The following is a 15,867-nucleotide window of genomic DNA, read 5'->3' on the forward strand; positions in this document are numbered from 1 at the left end:
TGGCGGCGGCACATTCAACATTGACGCAGCTGATCCACCGCTATCGCGAGCAAGCTCGCTCCCACAGGGGCCAGCCCTATCAGTGAGGGATCAGGCGAACAGTTCGCCCTGCAACTCATCGAGCAACGCCTGGATCGCATCCAGCCGCTGCTGGGGATCATCGAGTTGCAGCAGGTCGATCTTGTCCAGCTCATTGAATGGCAACAGGTAGGCCAGTTGATTGGCCAGCGATTGCTGGCCGGTCGCTTCGGTGCCCATGTTCAGCGCCTCGACCATCGGGTGCTCGGCCAGGGCCTTGAGCAGCGCCACCAGGTCGGCATCTTCGTCTTGCAGCGGTTGTTCCGGCTCGTCTTCCAGCCACTCGACCTCGGCCACCGTGAGTTGATCGGCCTGGACACTGCTGCTGTGCACCAGAAAACGCCGTCCGCCCTGCACGCGAATCCCCAGCAGGCCATTGTCCTGCTGGGAAAAATCGGTAATCAGCGCCTCACAACCGACCCGCGCATAACCTTCAGGCGCGACGCCGACTTCCTCGCCATCGAGGATGCACACCACACCAAAGCCTTCGCCCTTTTTCATACAGCGCCCGATCATGTCGAGGTAACGCGCCTCGAAAATCTGCAAGTCGAGGATGCAACCGGGGAACAGCACGGTGTTCAACGGGAAAAGCGGCAAGCTCATAACCAATTCCTTAAACCGTCATCGACACCACCAACGGCAGCAACACCGCCGTGGCCACGCCCATCAGACTCATTGCCAGCGCCGCGAAGGCACCCGACTCCTCGCTTTCCTGCAACGCCACCGACGTGCCCACCGCATGGGCCGCCAACCCCAGGGCCATGCCTCGGGCCTCAGGGCTATGGACACCCAACCGGGTCAGAATACTCGGGCCGAGAATCGCCCCGAGCACCCCGGTGATCAACACGAACACTGCCGCCATGGCCGCCACGCCGCCGATCTGCTCGGCCACCAGCATGGCGATCGGCGAGGTCACCGACTTGGGCGCCATGGTCATCAGAATCATGTGCTCGGCGCCAAAGGCCCAGCCCAACACCACTGCAGAGCCCGTGGCAAACACCCCGGCTATCACCAGCGTAGTAAAAATCGGCCAGAACAACTGCCGGATCCGTCGCAGGTTCAAATACAGCGGCACCGCCAGGGCGACCGTGGCCGGGCCCAGCAGGATGCTGAGGATCTCGGTGCTCTTGCGGTACTCGGCATAACCGATGCCACAGCCCACCAGCACCCCGATCAACAGCACCATCGACATCAGCACCGGTTGCAGGAACACCCAGCGGGTTTTTTCGTACGCCGCCAGCACCAGTTGGTAGGCGCCCAGGGTTATGCCAATGCCGAACAGCGGATGATGGATGACCGAGGTCCAGGCGCCCTGCCAATCGAGCATCATTGGCTGTCCTCCGGAGCGGCGACGTGGCGACGGGCCAGGCGCTGCATCAGCACGCCCGTCAGCGCCACGGACAGCACCAGGGACAAGGTCAACGCGCCAACGATGGCCCAGAAATCGGCGGCAATCGCCCCGGCGTAGACCATCACCCCTACCGCAGGCGGCACCAGCAGCAATGGCAGGTAACGCAGCAGACTGCCGGCGGCCAGGTTCAACGGCTCGCTGACTTCGCCGCGCACCACCAGATACCCCAGCAGCAACAGCAGGCCAATGATCGGCCCCGGCAGTACCGGCAGGAACAAATGATTGATCGCAGTGCCCAGCAATTGAAACAGCACCAGCCAGGTCAGGCCCCGTAGCAACATCCGCTCTATCCCCCCGCAACAGCCCCAATGAACGCGCCAATTCGGTTCACGGCGTGATTCTGTGGCGAGGGAGCTTGCTCCCGTTTGAGTGCGAAGCGCTCATAAAATGGGGCCGCTGCGCAGCCCAGCGGGAGCAAGCTCCCTCGCCACAATCGAACACACACGTTGAATGAACCGAATTGCAAAGAATGCGCCGGCATTATAAGCATGCCCGCGCTATGGTTCGGCATTCGTAAAAAGCATGGTCGATGACCTTCCCGGCCCGCCATGTTGATCTACAGTGGTTTTCCGGGGACGCAAAATCCCCGCTCCAGAAAAAGTAAAAACGATGAACCCAAGGAGAGTCTCAATGCCCTACGTCCCCGTTGCAGCGCTCAAAGATTATGTCGGCAAGGAACTTGGACGTTCCGATTGGCTTACCATCGACCAGGACCGCATCAACCTGTTCGCCGAAGCCACTGGCGACTTTCAGTTCATCCACGTCGATCCGGTCAAGGCCGCGCAGACCCCGTTCGGCAGCACCATCGCCCACGGTTTCCTGTCGCTGTCGCTGATGCCCAAGTTGATGGAAGACATCCTGATCCTGCCCGAGGGCGTGAAGATGGTCGTCAACTACGGGCTGGACAGCGTGCGCTTCATCCAACCGGTGAAGGTCGATTCCAAGGTCCGGCTCAAGGTCGACCTGGTGGAAGTCACCGAGAAAAAACCCGGCCAATGGCTGCTCAAGGCCACCGCCACCCTGGAAATCGAAGGTTCGGAAAAACCGGCCTACATCGCCGAGCCGCTGTCGCTCTGCTTCGTGTAAACCTGCGCACATGCGAAACCGTCCAGGCAGTTTCGCATCGCTTCTCTATATCCGGGAGCCAAAGCTGCGGCATACTCGTGGCCTGATGACCTGGATCCCGTTATGCGCTTACTCGTCCCACTGACCCTGACCCTGTTGCTCACCGCCTGTGGCGCCGGCGAATCGCCGCTGCCTCCCGACGCGCGCCTGCCCGACGGCGGCCGCTACCGTGGCGACCTGGTGGACGGGCTGCTGCAGGGCCAGGGGCGCATCGACTACCCCAACGGCAGTTGGTACGCCGGGCAGTTCGACAAGGGTCAATGGCACGGCACCGGGGAATGGCATGGCAGCAACGGCGAGGTCTATCGCGGCCAGTTCCACCAGGGCCTGTTTCATGGCCAGGGCAGCCTGACCACACCCACCAGCAGCTACACCGGCGGCTTCAAGCTGGGGCGACGGGACGGTGAAGGGACGCTCAAGGAAAACGGCATGACCTACCGGGGCGAATTCAAGGCCGACCGCTATTCCGGCCTCGGACGCTTGGAACTCGACGACGGCAGCCAGTACCAGGGCCCCTTCGTCAACGGCAAGCCCAACGGTGAAGGCCAGCGCTTCGACGCCAGCGGCAACCAGTTCACCGGGCACTTTGTCGATGGGCAACTACAAGGCAAAGGCACCTTCAACAGTGCCGAAGGCGATGTCTACATTGGCGGTTTCCGGAACAACCAGCTCAACGGTCGCGGTCGCTACGAAAATGCCGACGGCGATGTCTGGATCGGCCAGTTCAAGGACGGCGCACTGACCGGCAAGGGCGAACTGATCGGCGCCGACGGCAGCCACTACCTCGGTCGATTCAATGATTGGCGCTTTACCGGCGAGGGCCGCCTGAACCTGCCCGACGGCAGTTTCTACATTGGCCAGTTCGAGGCCGACAGCTATCACGGGCGCGGTACCCTGGTGCTCACCGATGGCACGGTGCAAAGCGGCACCTGGGCCAACGGCCAACGGGTGCGCGACGCCGACGGCAGGCTGCTGCCGGATGTGCTCGAACTCGGCCTGCTGGCCCAGGGCCGCCTGCTGGAGGACGCCCTGGCGAACATCCCGGCCTCGACACCGGCGGTGGAGCTGTACAGCCTGACCCTGGGCGGCGACGGCAAGCAAAGCGTGTTCCTGCGCGAATCCGACTATGTCGCCAACATGCTCACCAGCCGCTTCGGCGCGTTCGGGCAGATCCGCCTGGTGAACCACCGCGACCACCTCGGCGACCGGCCCATGGCCAGCCGTGAAAGCCTGCGCCGCGCCGCCGCCACCCTGGCCGAACGCAGCGGCCCGGAAGACCTGATTTTCATCTACCTGACCAGCCACGGCACCAGCGAGCACGAACTGGTGCTCGACCAGCCGCGCATGGAGCTGGCCGACCTGCCCGCCGATGAACTGGCCGTGGTCCTCGCACCGCTGAAGCATCGCGACAAGATCGTGGTGATCTCGGCCTGTTATTCCGGCGGTTTCATCCCGGCGCTCAAGGACGAACGCACGCTGGTCATGACCGCTTCCCGGGCCGACCGGGTGTCCTTCGGCTGCTCCGAGGAAGCCAACTTCACCTATTTCGGCGACGCGCTGTTCGCCCAGGCGCTGAACCAGACCGACGACCTGGAGCAGGCCTTCAAACGGGCCAAGGGCATCGTTGCCGAGCGCGAGCAGGCAGACAACTTCGAAGCCTCGGAACCGCAGATCTGGGCGCCAAGGACGGTCCTGTCCCACTGGCAATTGCTGCGCAAGCAGCAGGCGCGAAAAGCATTGCAAAGTGCGGCATTGAACGACGAGGCGACAAAGAGCAACTAAGCTGAACCGTATCAAGGGGGAAACACTATGTACTTGACGCCTCAGCATGTTTTGCTCGCCGGTGCGACCGGATTGACCGGGGAACACCTACTGGACCGGCTGCTCAACGAGCCGACCATCACCCGTGTATTGGCGCCTTCACGCCGGCCACTGGCCGAGCATCCACACTTGGAAAACCCGGTAGGGGAGCCGGCCCAGGTGCTGCCACAACTCAGTGGCCAGGTCGACATTGCCTTTTGCTGCCTTGGCACCACCCTCAAGAAAGCCGGCTCCGAGCAAGCCTTCCGCGCGGTGGACCTGGACCTGGTCCTGGCGTTTGCCAAGCGCGCCCGGGAACTGGGCGCACGGCATTTGGTGGTGATCAGCGCGTTGGGGGCCGATGCCAAGTCATCGCTCTTCTACAACCGGGTCAAGGGTGAGATGGAGGCGGCCCTCAAGGCCCAGGGCTGGCCGCAACTGACCATTTGCCGCCCTTCCCTGCTGCTGGGCGACCGCGTCGAACCGCGCCTGGCCGAGCAACTGGCCGGGCCGTTGTCGAAGCTGATCCCCGGCAAATACCATGGCATCGAAGCCTGCCAACTGGCCCGGGCCATGTGGCGTCTGGCGCTGGAAGAACAGGATGGGGTGCGGGTGGTGGAGTCGGATGAGTTGCGCAGGCTTGGCAAATAGCCCTGTGGTGCCTGGACAGAAGCCATCGCGAGCAAGCTCGCTCCCACAGTGGACCGAGTTGGACCGCAATCTCTGTGGGAGCGAGCTTGCTCGCGATGGGAAGCACCGCCAATCCAAAGCCAAGCACTCATTGTGGTGTTTGCTACAACCCGCCTGTCGCCCGGAACCCTACGCCTAATGCCGTGAACAACGACAACGGCAACAACAAGGTATCCAACAGCGCGCTACCCGGCAGGTCCACGCCCGGGTAACTCGGCGCCTCGGCCCCAAAGCGGTCCTTGGCGCAGCAGCCACCCTTCAGGGCATACAAGTCCAGGCGCGTGCCGGCGTAGACCACCGGCGCGCCCGGCTTGGCCGCGTCGAGGGTGCGGGCGGTGGCGCAGCCGGTCAGTTGCAGCGCCAGCAGCACGATCAGCAGCTTACTCATCACTGCTCAAATGATGCTCGCCCCAACGGGGCAACATGTCCTGGGGAATGTTCAGCAGATTGAGGATCCGCGCGACCACGAAATCGATCAGGTCGTCGATGGTCTGCGGCTGGTGATAGAAACCCGGCGACGCCGGCAGGATGGTCACGCCCATGTTCGACAGTTTGAGCATGTGCTCCAGGTGAATGCTCGAATACGGCGCTTCCCGCGGCACCAGAATCAACTGGCGGCGCTCCTTGAGCGTGACGTCCGCCGCCCGTTCGATGAGGTTGTTGCAGGCCCCGGTGGCAATCGCCGACAGCGTCCCGGTGGAACACGGCACCACCACCATCGCTGCTGGCGCGCCGGAGCCCGAGGCCACCGGCGACATCCAGTCTTCCTTGCCGTACACACGAATCTGCCCCGCCGCCGCACCGGTGTATTCGGTGAGGAAGGCCTGCATCATCTGGGTCTTGGACGGCAGGGTCACGTCGGTCTCGGTGGCCATCACCAGTTGCGCGGCCTTGGAGATCAGGAAATGCACTTCGCGGTCCTCGCGCACCAGGCAATCGAGCAGGCGCAAGCCGTACTGGGCGCCGGACGCACCGGTCATCGCCAGCGTGATGCGTTCCGGGCCGTTGCTCATTTCAGCGCCTCGGCGAGTTTGCCGTGCAGGCCGCCGAAGCCGCCGTTGCTCATGATCACCACGTGGGTGCCGGGCTGGGCCTGGCTTTTCACGCGCTCGATGATGCCCTCCAGGGAATCGCTGACAATCGACGGCACCGTGCACAGCGCGGCGGTGGCGCCGAGGTCCCAGCCGAGGTTGGCCGGTGCGTACCAGATCACCTGGTCGGCATCGACCACGCTTTCCGGCAGGCCGTCGCGGTGGGCGCCGAGCTTCATGGAATTGGAACGCGGCTCGATGATCGCCACCAGCGGCGCGTCACCGATGCGCTTGCGCAGACCGTCGAGGGTGGTGGCGATGGCCGTCGGGTGGTGGGCGAAGTCGTCATAAATGGTGATGCCGTTGACCTCGGCGACCTTCTCCATCCGCCGCTTCACGCTTTTAAACGCGCTCAACGCGGCAATGCCCATGGACGGCACCACGCCGACATGACGGGCTGCCGCCAGGGTCGCCAAGGCATTGGCAACGTTGTGCTGGCCGGTCATGTCCCACTCGACCACGCCTTGGGACTGGCCTTCGAACATGACTTCGAACTGCGAACCGTCATCCTTGAGCAACTTCACCTGCCACTGACCGCCCACGCCGGTGGTCTGCACCGGGGTCCAGCAGCCCATTTCAATGACGCGCTGCAACGCCGGCTCAGTGGTCGGGTGAATCACCAGGCCTTCGCTGGGAATGATGCGCACCAAGTGGTGGAACTGCCGCTCGATGGCCGGTAGATCGGGGAAGATATCGGCATGATCGAACTCAAGGTTGTTGAGGATCGCCGTGCGTGGACGGTAGTGGACGAATTTCGAACGCTTATCGAAAAACGCGCTGTCGTATTCGTCGGCCTCGATCACGAAGAACGGCGTGCCACCCAGGCGCGCCGACACCGAGAAATTCTGCGGCACGCCACCGATCAGGAAGCCCGGGCTCATGCCCGCGTGCTCCAACACCCAGGCGAGCATGCTGCTGGTGGTGGTCTTGCCATGGGTGCCGGCCACGGCCAGGACCCAACGGCCCTGCAACACGTGATCGGCCAACCACTGCGGCCCGGATACGTAGGGCAGGCCTTTGTTGAGCACGTACTCCACCGCCGGGTTGCCACGGGACATGGCGTTGCCGATGACCACCAGGTCTGGCGCGGGGTCCAGTTGCGCCGGGTCATAGCCTTGGGTCAGCTCGATGCCCTGGGCCTCCAGCTGCGTGCTCATCGGCGGGTAGACGTTGGCGTCGGAACCGGTCACATGATGGCCCAGCTCCTTGGCCAGGACCGCCATCGAACCCATGAAAGTGCCGCAAATACCGAGAATATGGATGTGCATAGTCGACCTCGTAAACATGGCCGCAGGTTAGCGTAGGGAGGGGAAAATCGCACCTTGTGTTTGAGCCCCACACCGAGATCCAGTGTGGGAGCGAGCCTGCTCGCGAAAGCGGTGGTTCAGGTTGCATCCATGTTGAATGGACAGGCCCCTTCGCGAGCAAGCTCGCTCCCACAGTTGACCGCACAACCCCGGCTTGCTACCGGCTGCTTTTGTGGCGAGGGAGCTTGCTCCCGCTCGACTGCGCAGCAGTCGCCTTCGGTTTCAGGGTGGGAAAAAAGCTTGGGGCTGCTGCGCAGCCCAGCGGGAGCAAGCTCCCTCGCCACAAAAGCAGTCAGTTGCCAAGCAGTCAGCAGTCAGCAGTCAGCAGTTCAATTGTCAGTGGCACAGCGGGCAATCGCGTGTTTACGCAACTTGCGGTAAAGGGTATTGCGGCTGATCCCCAGTTGTTCCGCCGTGTGGGTCATGTGCCAGCGCTGGCGTTCCAGCGCATCGAGCAATGCCACGCGCTCGGCATCTGCCAGCGGGTGTTCAGTCGGGGCTTCAACCGGCGCAACCGGACGCTGGCGGATCATCGCTGGCAAATCCTCCAGCCCTATCCGCCCGCCATCACACAAAGCGGCAAGGGTGCGCAGCACATTGCGCAGTTGTCGCACGTTGCCCGGCCAGTCGAAGCCCAGCAATGCCTGGCGCGCCGGCTCGTCGATGAACACCGTCTCGGCGCCGCTCTCTTCAGCCAACAGGAAATCCAGCAACTGCGACTTGTCACTGCGTTCGCGCAACGCTGGGAGGGGGATTTCCAAGCCATTAAGGCGGTAATACAAATCCTCACGAAAGCTGCCATCGCGAACGCGGTCGAGCAGTTGCCGGTGAGTGGCGCTGATGATGCGCACGTTCACCGCCTCGGGCTCGCCACCAATGGGCACCACCTGGCGATCTTCCAACACCCGCAGCAAGCGGGTCTGCAAAGCCAGGGGCATGTCGCCGATTTCATCAAGGAACAGCGTACCGCCGTCGGCCTGTTGCAGCTTGCCGCGCATGCCCTCCTTGCGTGCGCCGGTAAAACTGCCGCCGCGATAACCGAACAGCTCGCTCTCGATCAGGCTTTCCGGGATGGCCGCGCAGTTGAGGGCGACGAAGTTTTTCCCGGCGCGCTGGCTGGCGTGGTGCACGGCCTTGGCGAACGCCTCCTTGCCGGAGCCGGTTTCACCCTGGATCAGCAGCGGCACATCGCGCTCGTAGACCCGCAGCGCCTTGCGAAAATGCTCCTGCAACGCCGCGTCGCCCAGGCAGATGCCCGGCAGCCGCGCGGGCTCGATGGCCTTGAGCAACGGCGCGACCGGCACCGGCACGCTGCGGGGCTGGCCACGCAACACGGCGAACAAATGCCGGCCGTCACGGGTGCGCAACGGCCAACTGGCGCTGGCCTGGGCGCTGGCCCGGCCCAGCAACTCGTCCAGTGAACAGTCGAAGAAGTCCTCGACCCGCTGACCGAGCAAGCCTCCGCGAATATGTCCCAAGAGATTGAGCGCGCTCTGATTGACCGCGCAGATCCGCCCGTCGCCGTCGAAGGCCATCAAGCCTTCGCTGAATAGTCCTACGGACTCGGCCTGCAAGTGGAAGCGCAGCAGCCATTGATTGTCGAAGCAACGCAGGAAGTAGCAGCTCTCGATCATCTTCGCCGAGAGATTGACCAGGGCCATGGTGTGGAACTGGCTCTGGCGCGACACGTCCGGCCGGGCCGAGGACACGTCGAGCACCGCCAGCAATTCGCCGTGGGGATCGAACACCGGGCTGGCCGAGCAGGTCAGGCCGGTGTGGCGGCCACGAAAGTGTTCTTCCTGGTGAATGGTCAGGGCCTGGCGCTCCACCAGGCAGGTGCCGATGCCGTTGGTGCCTTCGCAGGCTTCGCTCCAGTCGGCGCCGAGCCAGAGGCCGGCCCGTTCGAAAATCTTCCGTTCGCTGGGGGCGGTGACGCAGTTGAGGATCACGCCCCGGGCGTCGGTGAGCAGCACCGCGTGGCCGGCGCCGGAGAGTTGCTGGTGCAGGCTGGTCATTTCATTGCCGGCGATGTGCAGCACTTGCTGCAAGCGCTCGCGGCTCTCCAGCACCCGGCCATGCTCAAGCACCGTCGGCGCCAGGTTCTGGGCCGGGTCGAGGTGATAGTCCTCGAGGCAGCGCAGCCAGGAACGGGCAATCGACGGATCGCTGCCAGGGCCCTGCAAATGGGCCTTGCCCTGGGTGACCGTCAGGACTTGCTGGGCATGGCGACTCAAATGGTTGCTGTGCATTTTTTTATTGTTCTCCCCGAAGGATCTGCCTCACTGGAGCAACTGGTGAATATCCAACTGTGAACACCCAACCTTGTGGCGAGGGAGCTCGCTCCCGCTGGGCTGCGCAGCAGCCCCAAAACCTGAGTTTGCGGTGTATCAGGCTGACCGAATTGGCTTTGGGGGACCGCTTCGCGGTCCAGCGGGAGCAAGCTCCCTCGCCACAAAAGCGGTCTTGTCACCCAAACAGTCCTGCAAGAAAAGCAGTCTTGCCACAAAAGCGCTCCGTCCATGGCCTCGCCGTCGGAGCCAGCATCCTCCAGCCCAACCGCCTTTGCAATGCTGGCGCGACCTGCCGGTCACAGACTGTCTCGCATCTGGCACAAACTGTCACACCCGCTGTATCGCAAGCGTCACACAGCCCCTCCGTTTGTCCGGCCAACTCCTCCTAAAGTCTTGATTTCCGGGCCCTGCAAGGCAATGGCCCAACCTTTGCTCTAGGCTTAAGTACCAGCGCGAATTTGCGCGGCTCCCTAATAAGCACAAAAGCCAAGGAGAACTCATCATGCGTTACGCTCACCCCGGTACTGAAGGCGCTATCGTTTCGTTCAAGGCTAAATACGGTAACTACATCGGCGGCGAGTTCGTCGCGCCTGTCAAAGGTCAGTACTTCACCAACACATCCCCGGTCAATGGCCAGCCCATTGCCGAATTCCCGCGCTCCACGGCCGAAGACATCGACAAAGCCCTGGACGCCGCCCACGCCGCCGCCGATGCCTGGGGCGCCACCTCGGTCCAGGCCCGTTCGCTGATCCTGCTGAAAATCGCCGACCGCATCGAAGCCAACCTTGAAGTGCTGGCGATCACCGAATCCTGGGACAACGGCAAGGCCGTACGCGAAACCCTCAACGCCGACATCCCCCTGGCCGCCGACCACTTCCGCTACTTCGCCGGTTGCCTGCGGGCCCAGGAAGGCAGCGCCGCCGAGATCGACGGCAACACCGTGGCCTATCACATCCACGAACCGCTGGGCGTGGTCGGGCAGATCATCCCGTGGAACTTCCCGCTGCTGATGGCCGCCTGGAAACTCGCCCCGGCCCTGGCCGCCGGTAACTGCGTGGTGCTCAAGCCGGCCGAGCAAACTCCACTGGGCATCTGCGTGCTCATGGAGCTGATCGGCGACCTGCTGCCACCCGGCGTACTGAACGTGGTGCAAGGTTTCGGCAAAGAGGCCGGCGAAGCCCTCGCCACCAGCAAGCGCATCGCCAAGATCGCCTTCACCGGCTCGACCCCGGTGGGCTCGCACATCATGAAATGCGCCGCCGAGAACATCATCCCGTCCACCGTGGAGCTGGGCGGCAAGTCGCCGAACATCTTCTTCGAAGACATCATGCAGGCCGAGCCAAGCTTCATCGAGAAAGCCGCCGAAGGCCTGGTGCTGGCGTTCTTCAACCAGGGCGAAGTCTGCACCTGCCCATCCCGCGCCCTGGTGCAGGAGTCGATCTACGACGAATTCATGCAAGTAGTGATGAAGAAAGTCCTGCAGATAAAACGCGGCGACCCGCTGGACACCGACACCATGGTCGGCGCCCAGGCGTCCGAGCAGCAATTCGACAAGATTCTTTCGTACCTGGAAATCGCCAAGGGCGAAGGCGCCGAGCTGTTGACTGGCGGCAAGGTGGAAAAACTCGAAGGCAACCTGGCGACCGGGTATTACATCCAGCCGACCCTGCTCAAGGGCACCAACAAGATGCGCGTGTTCCAGGAAGAAATCTTCGGTCCAGTGGTGAGCATTACCACCTTCAAGGACGAAGCCGAAGCCCTGGCGATCGCCAACGACACCGAGTTCGGCCTCGGCGCCGGCCTCTGGACCCGCGACATCAACCGCGCCTACCGCATGGGCCGGGCGATCAAGGCCGGTCGCGTGTGGACCAACTGCTACCACCTGTACCCGGCGCATGCCGCGTTCGGTGGCTACAAGAAGTCCGGCGTCGGGCGTGAGACGCACAAGATGATGCTCGATCATTACCAGCAGACCAAGAATTTGCTGGTGAGCTACGACATCAATCCGTTGGGGTTCTTCTAAGCCCTTGGGGCCAGGCAGGTCATTCTGCCTGGCCCTTTAGATCGCTATCGCGAGCAAGCTCGCTCCCACAGGGATTTGTGGATAACTCTCCTTCAGGGTTGAAGTAGATCCACTGTGGGAGCGAGCTTGCTCGCGATAGCGGCGGTCCAGCTTGCATCCATGCTGTATGCAACACACCGGTTCCAAGAGCAGCCCCGCTCCAACAGGGCCAAAAAACAATAAAAACAGGTAAACCCTTATGCCAAGCGATCATGCAAACCCGCAACCGGCAACGTCCTCGGTCGACTTCGAAAAAGTCGGTTCCGATTATTTCCAACAACGCGAACTGAAAAAAGGCGCGGCGGGCTGGGTCCTGCTGGTGGGCCTGGGCGTGGCCTATGTCATTTCCGGTGACTACGCCGGCTGGAACTTCGGCCTGGCCCAGGGCGGCTGGGGCGGGATGTTCCTCGCCACGCTGCTGATGGCCGCGATGTACCTGTGCATGTGCTTTTCCCTCGCCGAGCTGTCCTCGATGATCCCCACCGCCGGCGGCGGCTACGGGTTTGCCCGCAGCGCCTTCGGGCCCTGGGGCGGGTTTCTCACGGGCACGGCGATTTTGATCGAGTACGCCATCGCCCCGGCGGCGATTGCCGTGTTCATCGGCGCCTATTGCCAGTCGTTGTTCGGCATTGGCGGCTGGATGATCTACCTGGCGTTCTACATCATCTTCATCGCCATCCACATATTTGGCGTCGGCGAAGCGCTCAAGCTGATGTTCATCATCACCGCCGTCGCCGCCCTGGCGCTGGGGGTTTTCCTGGTGGCAATGGTGCCGCACTTCAACGTTGCCAACCTGTTGGACATCCCGGTCAAGGAAGCGGTGGGCGCCAGTCCGTTCCTGCCCTTCGGCTACGTCGGCGTCTGGGCGGCGATCCCTTATGCCATCTGGTTTTTCCTCGCCGTGGAAGGCGTGCCCCTGGCCGCTGAAGAAACCAAGAACCCCAAGCGCGACCTGCCACGCGGCCTGATCGGCGCCATGCTGGTGCTGGTGGCCTTCGCCCTGCTGATCCTGGTGATCGGCCCGGGCGGCGCCGGCTCCAACGCGCTGATGACCTCGGGCAATCCGCTGGTGGAAGCCCTGGCCAAGGCCTACGGCGGTTCGACCTGGATGGGCAGCTTCGTCAACCTCGTCGGCCTGGCCGGTTTGATCGCGAGTTTCTTCTCGATCATCTACGCCTATTCGCGGCAGATCTTCGCCTTGTCCCGCGCCGGCTACCTGCCACGCAAACTCTCGGAAACCAATAAAAGCAAGGCACCGGTCCTGGCACTGGTGATTCCCGGCATCATCGGTTTCGGCCTGTCCTTGACCGGCCAGGGCGACTTGCTGATTCTGGTGGCGGTGTTCGGCGCGACCATTTCCTACGTGCTGATGATGGCCGCGCACATCACCCTGCGCATCCGTCGCCCCAAAATGGACCGGCCATACCGCACGCCGGGCGGCATCTTCACCTCGGGCGTCGCCCTGGTGTTGGCGTGCATCGCCGTGGTGGCGGGCTTCCTGGTCGATCCACGGGTGGTGATCGGCGCCGCGATCATCTATGGAGTGCTAATTGCTTACTTTGCTTTCTACAGTCGGCATCACTTGGTCGCAGGCACGCCCGAAGAGGAATTCGCGGCCATTCAAAAAGCCGAAGAAGCCCTGCACTAAGCCGTAACGTGCCGAAAACCACGGCGCCGCCCAGCGGCGCCGTCACGGAGAACCTGTATGGCCAGCTTTGCACACACGGTCGGCGCCCAGACCTACCGCTTCGACAGCCTCAAAGACCTGATGGCCAAGGCCAGCCCGGCCCGTTCCGGGGACTTCCTGGCCGAGATCGCCGCTCTCAACGATGGCGAGCGCGTGGCCGCGCAAATGGCGTTGGCCGACCTGCCCCTCAGCCATTTCCTGCAAGAAATGCTGATTCCTTACGAGGTCGACGAAGTCACCCGGTTGATCGTCGACACCCACGACAAACAAGCCTTTGCCGCCGTCAGCCACCTCACCGTCGGCGGTTTTCGCGACTGGCTGCTCAGCGACGCCGCCGATGAACAGAGCCTGCGGGCACTCGCTCCCGGCCTGACCCCGGAAATGGTCGCCGCCGTGTCGAAGATCATGCGCGTGCAGGATCTGGTGCTGGTGGCGCAGAAAATCCGCGTCGTCACCAAGTTCCGCGGCACCCTCGGCCTGCGCGGGCGCCTGTCCACCCGCCTGCAACCCAACCACCCCACCGACGAACCGGCCGGGATCGCCGCGAGCATCCTCGACGGCCTGCTCTACGGCAACGGCGACGCCATGATCGGCATCAACCCGGCCACCGACAGCACGGCCTCGATCTGCGCCATGCTGGAAATGCTCGATGCCATCATCCAGCGCTACGACATCCCCACCCAGGGCTGCGTGCTGACCCACGTCACCACGTCCATCGAAGCGGCCAACCGCGGCGTGCCCCTGGACCTGGTGTTCCAGTCCATCGCCGGCACCGAAGCGGCCAACGCCAGTTTCGGCATCAGCCTGAACATCTTGAAGGAAGGCCACGACGCCGGCCTCAGCCTGAATCGCGGCACCCTCGGCAACAACCTGATGTATTTCGAAACCGGCCAGGGCAGCGCGCTGTCGGCCAACGCCCACCACGGCGTCGATCAACAGACCTGCGAGACGCGGGCCTACGCCGTGGCGCGACATTTCAACCCGTTTTTGGTGAACACGGTTGTAGGCTTCATCGGCCCGGAATACCTCTACAACGGTAAACAAATCATCCGCGCCGGCCTCGAAGACCACTTCTGCGGCAAGTTGCTCGGCGTGCCGATGGGCTGCGACATCTGCTACACCAACCACGCCGAAGCCGACCAGGACGACATGGACACCCTGCTGACCCTGCTGGGCGTGGCCGGGATCAACTTCATCATGGGCATCCCCGGCTCCGACGACATCATGCTCAACTACCAGACCACCTCGTTCCACGACGCCCTCTACGCCCGCCAGACCCTGGGCCTCAAGCCGGCGCCGGAATTCGAAACCTGGCTGGCGAACATGGGCATCTTCACCCAGGCCGATGGCCGGGTGCGGTTCGGCGACAACCTGCCACCAGCGTTTCGTCATGCCTTAGCGCACTTGGGATAAGAGACCTGCCATGGATAAATCACCTGTCGATCCACAAAACCCCTGGCTGAACCTGCGCAACCTCACCCCGGCGCGCATCGCCCTGGGCCGCACCGGCACCAGCCTGCCGACCTCCGCGCAACTGGATTTCCAATTCGCCCACGCCCAGGCCCGTGATGCCGTGCACCTGGCGTTCGACCACCAAGGCATTCGCGACCAACTGGATGAACGCGGCCGTGAGAGCCTGTTGCTCCATAGCGCGGCCAGCGACCGCGACAGTTATCTACAGCGCCCGGACCTGGGCCGACGGCTCGATGAGGCATCCGCGCAAACCCTGGACGCGTACGCGGCGGCCCATCCGGGCGGCGTGGACCTGGCCATTGTCGTGGCTGACGGCCTGTCGGCGTTGGCGGTACATCGCCATACCTTGCCATTCCTGGCGCGGCTGGAAGAACAGATCGCGGCTGAAGGCTGGTCGGTGTCGCCCATCGTTTTGGTGGAGCAAGGCCGCGTCGCCGTGGCCGATGAAGTGGCCGAACGGCTCGGTGCCAAGATGTCGGTGATCCTGATCGGCGAACGCCCCGGCCTCAGCTCCCCCGACAGCCTGGGGCTGTATTTCACCTACGCCCCCAAGGTCGGCCTGAACGATGCCTATCGCAACTGCATCTCCAACGTTCGCCTCGAAGGCCTGAGCTACGGCATGGCGGCCCATCGCCTGATCTACCTGATGCGCGAGGCCTGCCGCCGGCAGCTCTCGGGGGTCAATCTGAAGGACGAAGCCCAGGTAAACACGCTAGAGTCGGAAAACGCTGCCGATATGAAAGGTAATTTCCTACTGGCGCCGCCCCGCGACTGATCCGTTTATCCGATTGCGTTTTTGATCCGCTTTCAGGCAGCATCAAAAGCACGGCAGCGCGACAGTGTTGTCTGAAT

14 protein-coding genes are annotated in these 15,867 nt (G+C 63.1%); 7 read left to right on the forward strand and 7 right to left on the reverse strand.

The features are described 5' to 3' along the window. Positions 1 to 90: 90 nt before the first annotated feature. Genes ACLH0I_RS25850 through ACLH0I_RS25860 form a run of 3 tightly spaced genes read right to left on the reverse strand, consistent with a single transcriptional unit; the run spans position 91 to position 1,770 of the window. Positions 91 to 681, reverse strand: a complete 591-nt coding sequence (locus ACLH0I_RS25850; protein WP_186706578.1) for an LON peptidase substrate-binding domain-containing protein — start codon at positions 679 to 681, stop codon at positions 91 to 93. A 10-nt stretch (positions 682 to 691) separates the two neighbouring features. Further along, the gene (locus tag ACLH0I_RS25855; protein WP_053125679.1) at positions 692 to 1,408 is read right to left on the reverse strand and encodes an LrgB family protein; all 717 of its coding nucleotides are present in this window, start codon (positions 1,406 to 1,408) and stop codon (positions 692 to 694) included. Continuing rightward, positions 1,405 to 1,770, reverse strand: coding sequence for a CidA/LrgA family protein (locus ACLH0I_RS25860; RefSeq protein WP_053125681.1), 366 nt, complete (start codon positions 1,768 to 1,770; stop codon positions 1,405 to 1,407). The genes ACLH0I_RS25855 and ACLH0I_RS25860 overlap by 4 nt, the downstream gene beginning before the upstream one ends. A 349-nt stretch (positions 1,771 to 2,119) precedes the next feature. Here ACLH0I_RS25860 and ACLH0I_RS25865 point away from each other — a divergent pair, with 349 nt between their 5' ends. From ACLH0I_RS25865 to ACLH0I_RS25875, 3 genes are all read left to right on the forward strand, one after another. Beyond that, positions 2,120 to 2,575 carry a MaoC family dehydratase gene (locus tag ACLH0I_RS25865; RefSeq protein WP_186730290.1) on the forward strand — a complete coding sequence of 152 codons (456 nt, stop codon included), beginning with the start codon at positions 2,120 to 2,122 and terminating at the stop codon, positions 2,573 to 2,575. Between the two features lie 102 nt (positions 2,576 to 2,677). Continuing rightward, the gene (locus tag ACLH0I_RS25870; protein WP_411385720.1) at positions 2,678 to 4,396 is read left to right on the forward strand and encodes a C13 family peptidase; all 1,719 of its coding nucleotides are present in this window, start codon (positions 2,678 to 2,680) and stop codon (positions 4,394 to 4,396) included. 27 nt (positions 4,397 to 4,423) lie between these two features. Further along, complete coding sequence (locus ACLH0I_RS25875) at positions 4,424 to 5,065, forward strand: oxidoreductase (RefSeq protein ID WP_411385721.1); 642 nt, start codon at positions 4,424 to 4,426, stop codon at positions 5,063 to 5,065. A 142-nt stretch (positions 5,066 to 5,207) separates the two neighbouring features. Here the strand turns inward: ACLH0I_RS25875 and ACLH0I_RS25880 are convergent, their stop codons facing one another. From ACLH0I_RS25880 to ACLH0I_RS25895, 4 genes are all read right to left on the reverse strand, one after another. After that, on the reverse strand, positions 5,208 to 5,492 hold the full coding sequence (locus ACLH0I_RS25880; RefSeq protein ID WP_186706584.1) for a YceK/YidQ family lipoprotein: 285 nt from the start codon (positions 5,490 to 5,492) through the stop codon (positions 5,208 to 5,210). Continuing rightward, a complete protein-coding gene (gene ubiX, locus ACLH0I_RS25885; protein WP_053189919.1) occupies positions 5,485 to 6,117 on the reverse strand; it encodes a flavin prenyltransferase UbiX in 633 nt (210 codons plus the stop codon). The genes ACLH0I_RS25880 and ubiX overlap by 8 nt, the downstream gene beginning before the upstream one ends. Beyond that, on the reverse strand, positions 6,114 to 7,463 hold the full coding sequence (mpl, locus tag ACLH0I_RS25890) for a UDP-N-acetylmuramate:L-alanyl-gamma-D-glutamyl-meso-diaminopimelate ligase (RefSeq protein WP_411385722.1): 1,350 nt from the start codon (positions 7,461 to 7,463) through the stop codon (positions 6,114 to 6,116). The genes ubiX and mpl overlap by 4 nt, the downstream gene beginning before the upstream one ends. Before the next feature lie 368 nt (positions 7,464 to 7,831). Then, positions 7,832 to 9,751, reverse strand: coding sequence for a sigma-54-dependent Fis family transcriptional regulator (locus ACLH0I_RS25895; RefSeq protein WP_411385723.1), 1,920 nt, complete (start codon positions 9,749 to 9,751; stop codon positions 7,832 to 7,834). Between the two features lie 544 nt (positions 9,752 to 10,295). Between ACLH0I_RS25895 and ACLH0I_RS25900 the strand changes: the two genes are divergently transcribed. The 4 genes from ACLH0I_RS25900 to eutC all read left to right on the forward strand — a co-directional run bounded on the left by ACLH0I_RS25900 (position 10,296) and on the right by eutC (position 15,790). Beyond that, entirely contained in the window at positions 10,296 to 11,816 is a 1,521-nt protein-coding gene (locus ACLH0I_RS25900; RefSeq protein WP_186706587.1) for an aldehyde dehydrogenase family protein, read from the forward strand. 238 nt (positions 11,817 to 12,054) lie between these two features. Continuing rightward, the gene (gene eat / locus ACLH0I_RS25905) at positions 12,055 to 13,503 is read left to right on the forward strand and encodes an ethanolamine permease (protein WP_411385724.1); all 1,449 of its coding nucleotides are present in this window, start codon (positions 12,055 to 12,057) and stop codon (positions 13,501 to 13,503) included. A 57-nt stretch (positions 13,504 to 13,560) separates the two neighbouring features. Then, the gene (locus ACLH0I_RS25910; RefSeq protein ID WP_411385725.1) at positions 13,561 to 14,955 is read left to right on the forward strand and encodes an ethanolamine ammonia-lyase subunit EutB; all 1,395 of its coding nucleotides are present in this window, start codon (positions 13,561 to 13,563) and stop codon (positions 14,953 to 14,955) included. A 10-nt stretch (positions 14,956 to 14,965) separates the two neighbouring features. Continuing rightward, positions 14,966 to 15,790, forward strand: coding sequence for an ethanolamine ammonia-lyase subunit EutC (gene eutC / locus ACLH0I_RS25915; protein WP_411385726.1), 825 nt, complete (start codon positions 14,966 to 14,968; stop codon positions 15,788 to 15,790). The last annotated feature ends 77 nt before the right edge of the window (positions 15,791 to 15,867 follow it).

It is taken from the genome of Pseudomonas sp. MPB03 (genome assembly GCF_046605385.1).
Lineage (GTDB): Bacteria > Pseudomonadota > Gammaproteobacteria > Pseudomonadales > Pseudomonadaceae > Aquipseudomonas > Aquipseudomonas zanjanensis.

Excerpts from the sequence above, each read along its gene's own strand:
- ACLH0I_RS25850 (WP_186706578.1), bottom strand. The coding sequence starts at position 681 with ATGAGCTTGCCGCTTTTCCCGTTGAACACCGTGCTGTTCCCCGGTTGC.
- ACLH0I_RS25855 (WP_053125679.1), bottom strand. The coding sequence starts at position 1,408 with ATGATGCTCGATTGGCAGGGCGCCTGGACCTCGGTCATCCATCATCCG.
- ACLH0I_RS25860 (WP_053125681.1), bottom strand. The coding sequence starts at position 1,770 with ATGTTGCTACGGGGCCTGACCTGGCTGGTGCTGTTTCAATTGCTGGGC.
- ACLH0I_RS25865 (WP_186730290.1), top strand. The coding sequence starts at position 2,120 with ATGCCCTACGTCCCCGTTGCAGCGCTCAAAGATTATGTCGGCAAGGAA.
- ACLH0I_RS25870 (WP_411385720.1), top strand. The coding sequence starts at position 2,678 with ATGCGCTTACTCGTCCCACTGACCCTGACCCTGTTGCTCACCGCCTGT.
- ACLH0I_RS25875 (WP_411385721.1), top strand. The coding sequence starts at position 4,424 with ATGTACTTGACGCCTCAGCATGTTTTGCTCGCCGGTGCGACCGGATTG.
- ACLH0I_RS25880 (WP_186706584.1), bottom strand. The coding sequence starts at position 5,492 with ATGAGTAAGCTGCTGATCGTGCTGCTGGCGCTGCAACTGACCGGCTGC.
- ubiX (WP_053189919.1), bottom strand. The coding sequence starts at position 6,117 with ATGAGCAACGGCCCGGAACGCATCACGCTGGCGATGACCGGTGCGTCC.
- mpl (WP_411385722.1), bottom strand. The coding sequence starts at position 7,463 with ATGCACATCCATATTCTCGGTATTTGCGGCACTTTCATGGGTTCGATG.
- ACLH0I_RS25895 (WP_411385723.1), bottom strand. The coding sequence starts at position 9,751 with ATGCACAGCAACCATTTGAGTCGCCATGCCCAGCAAGTCCTGACGGTC.
- ACLH0I_RS25900 (WP_186706587.1), top strand. The coding sequence starts at position 10,296 with ATGCGTTACGCTCACCCCGGTACTGAAGGCGCTATCGTTTCGTTCAAG.
- eat (WP_411385724.1), top strand. The coding sequence starts at position 12,055 with ATGCCAAGCGATCATGCAAACCCGCAACCGGCAACGTCCTCGGTCGAC.
- ACLH0I_RS25910 (WP_411385725.1), top strand. The coding sequence starts at position 13,561 with ATGGCCAGCTTTGCACACACGGTCGGCGCCCAGACCTACCGCTTCGAC.
- eutC (WP_411385726.1), top strand. The coding sequence starts at position 14,966 with ATGGATAAATCACCTGTCGATCCACAAAACCCCTGGCTGAACCTGCGC.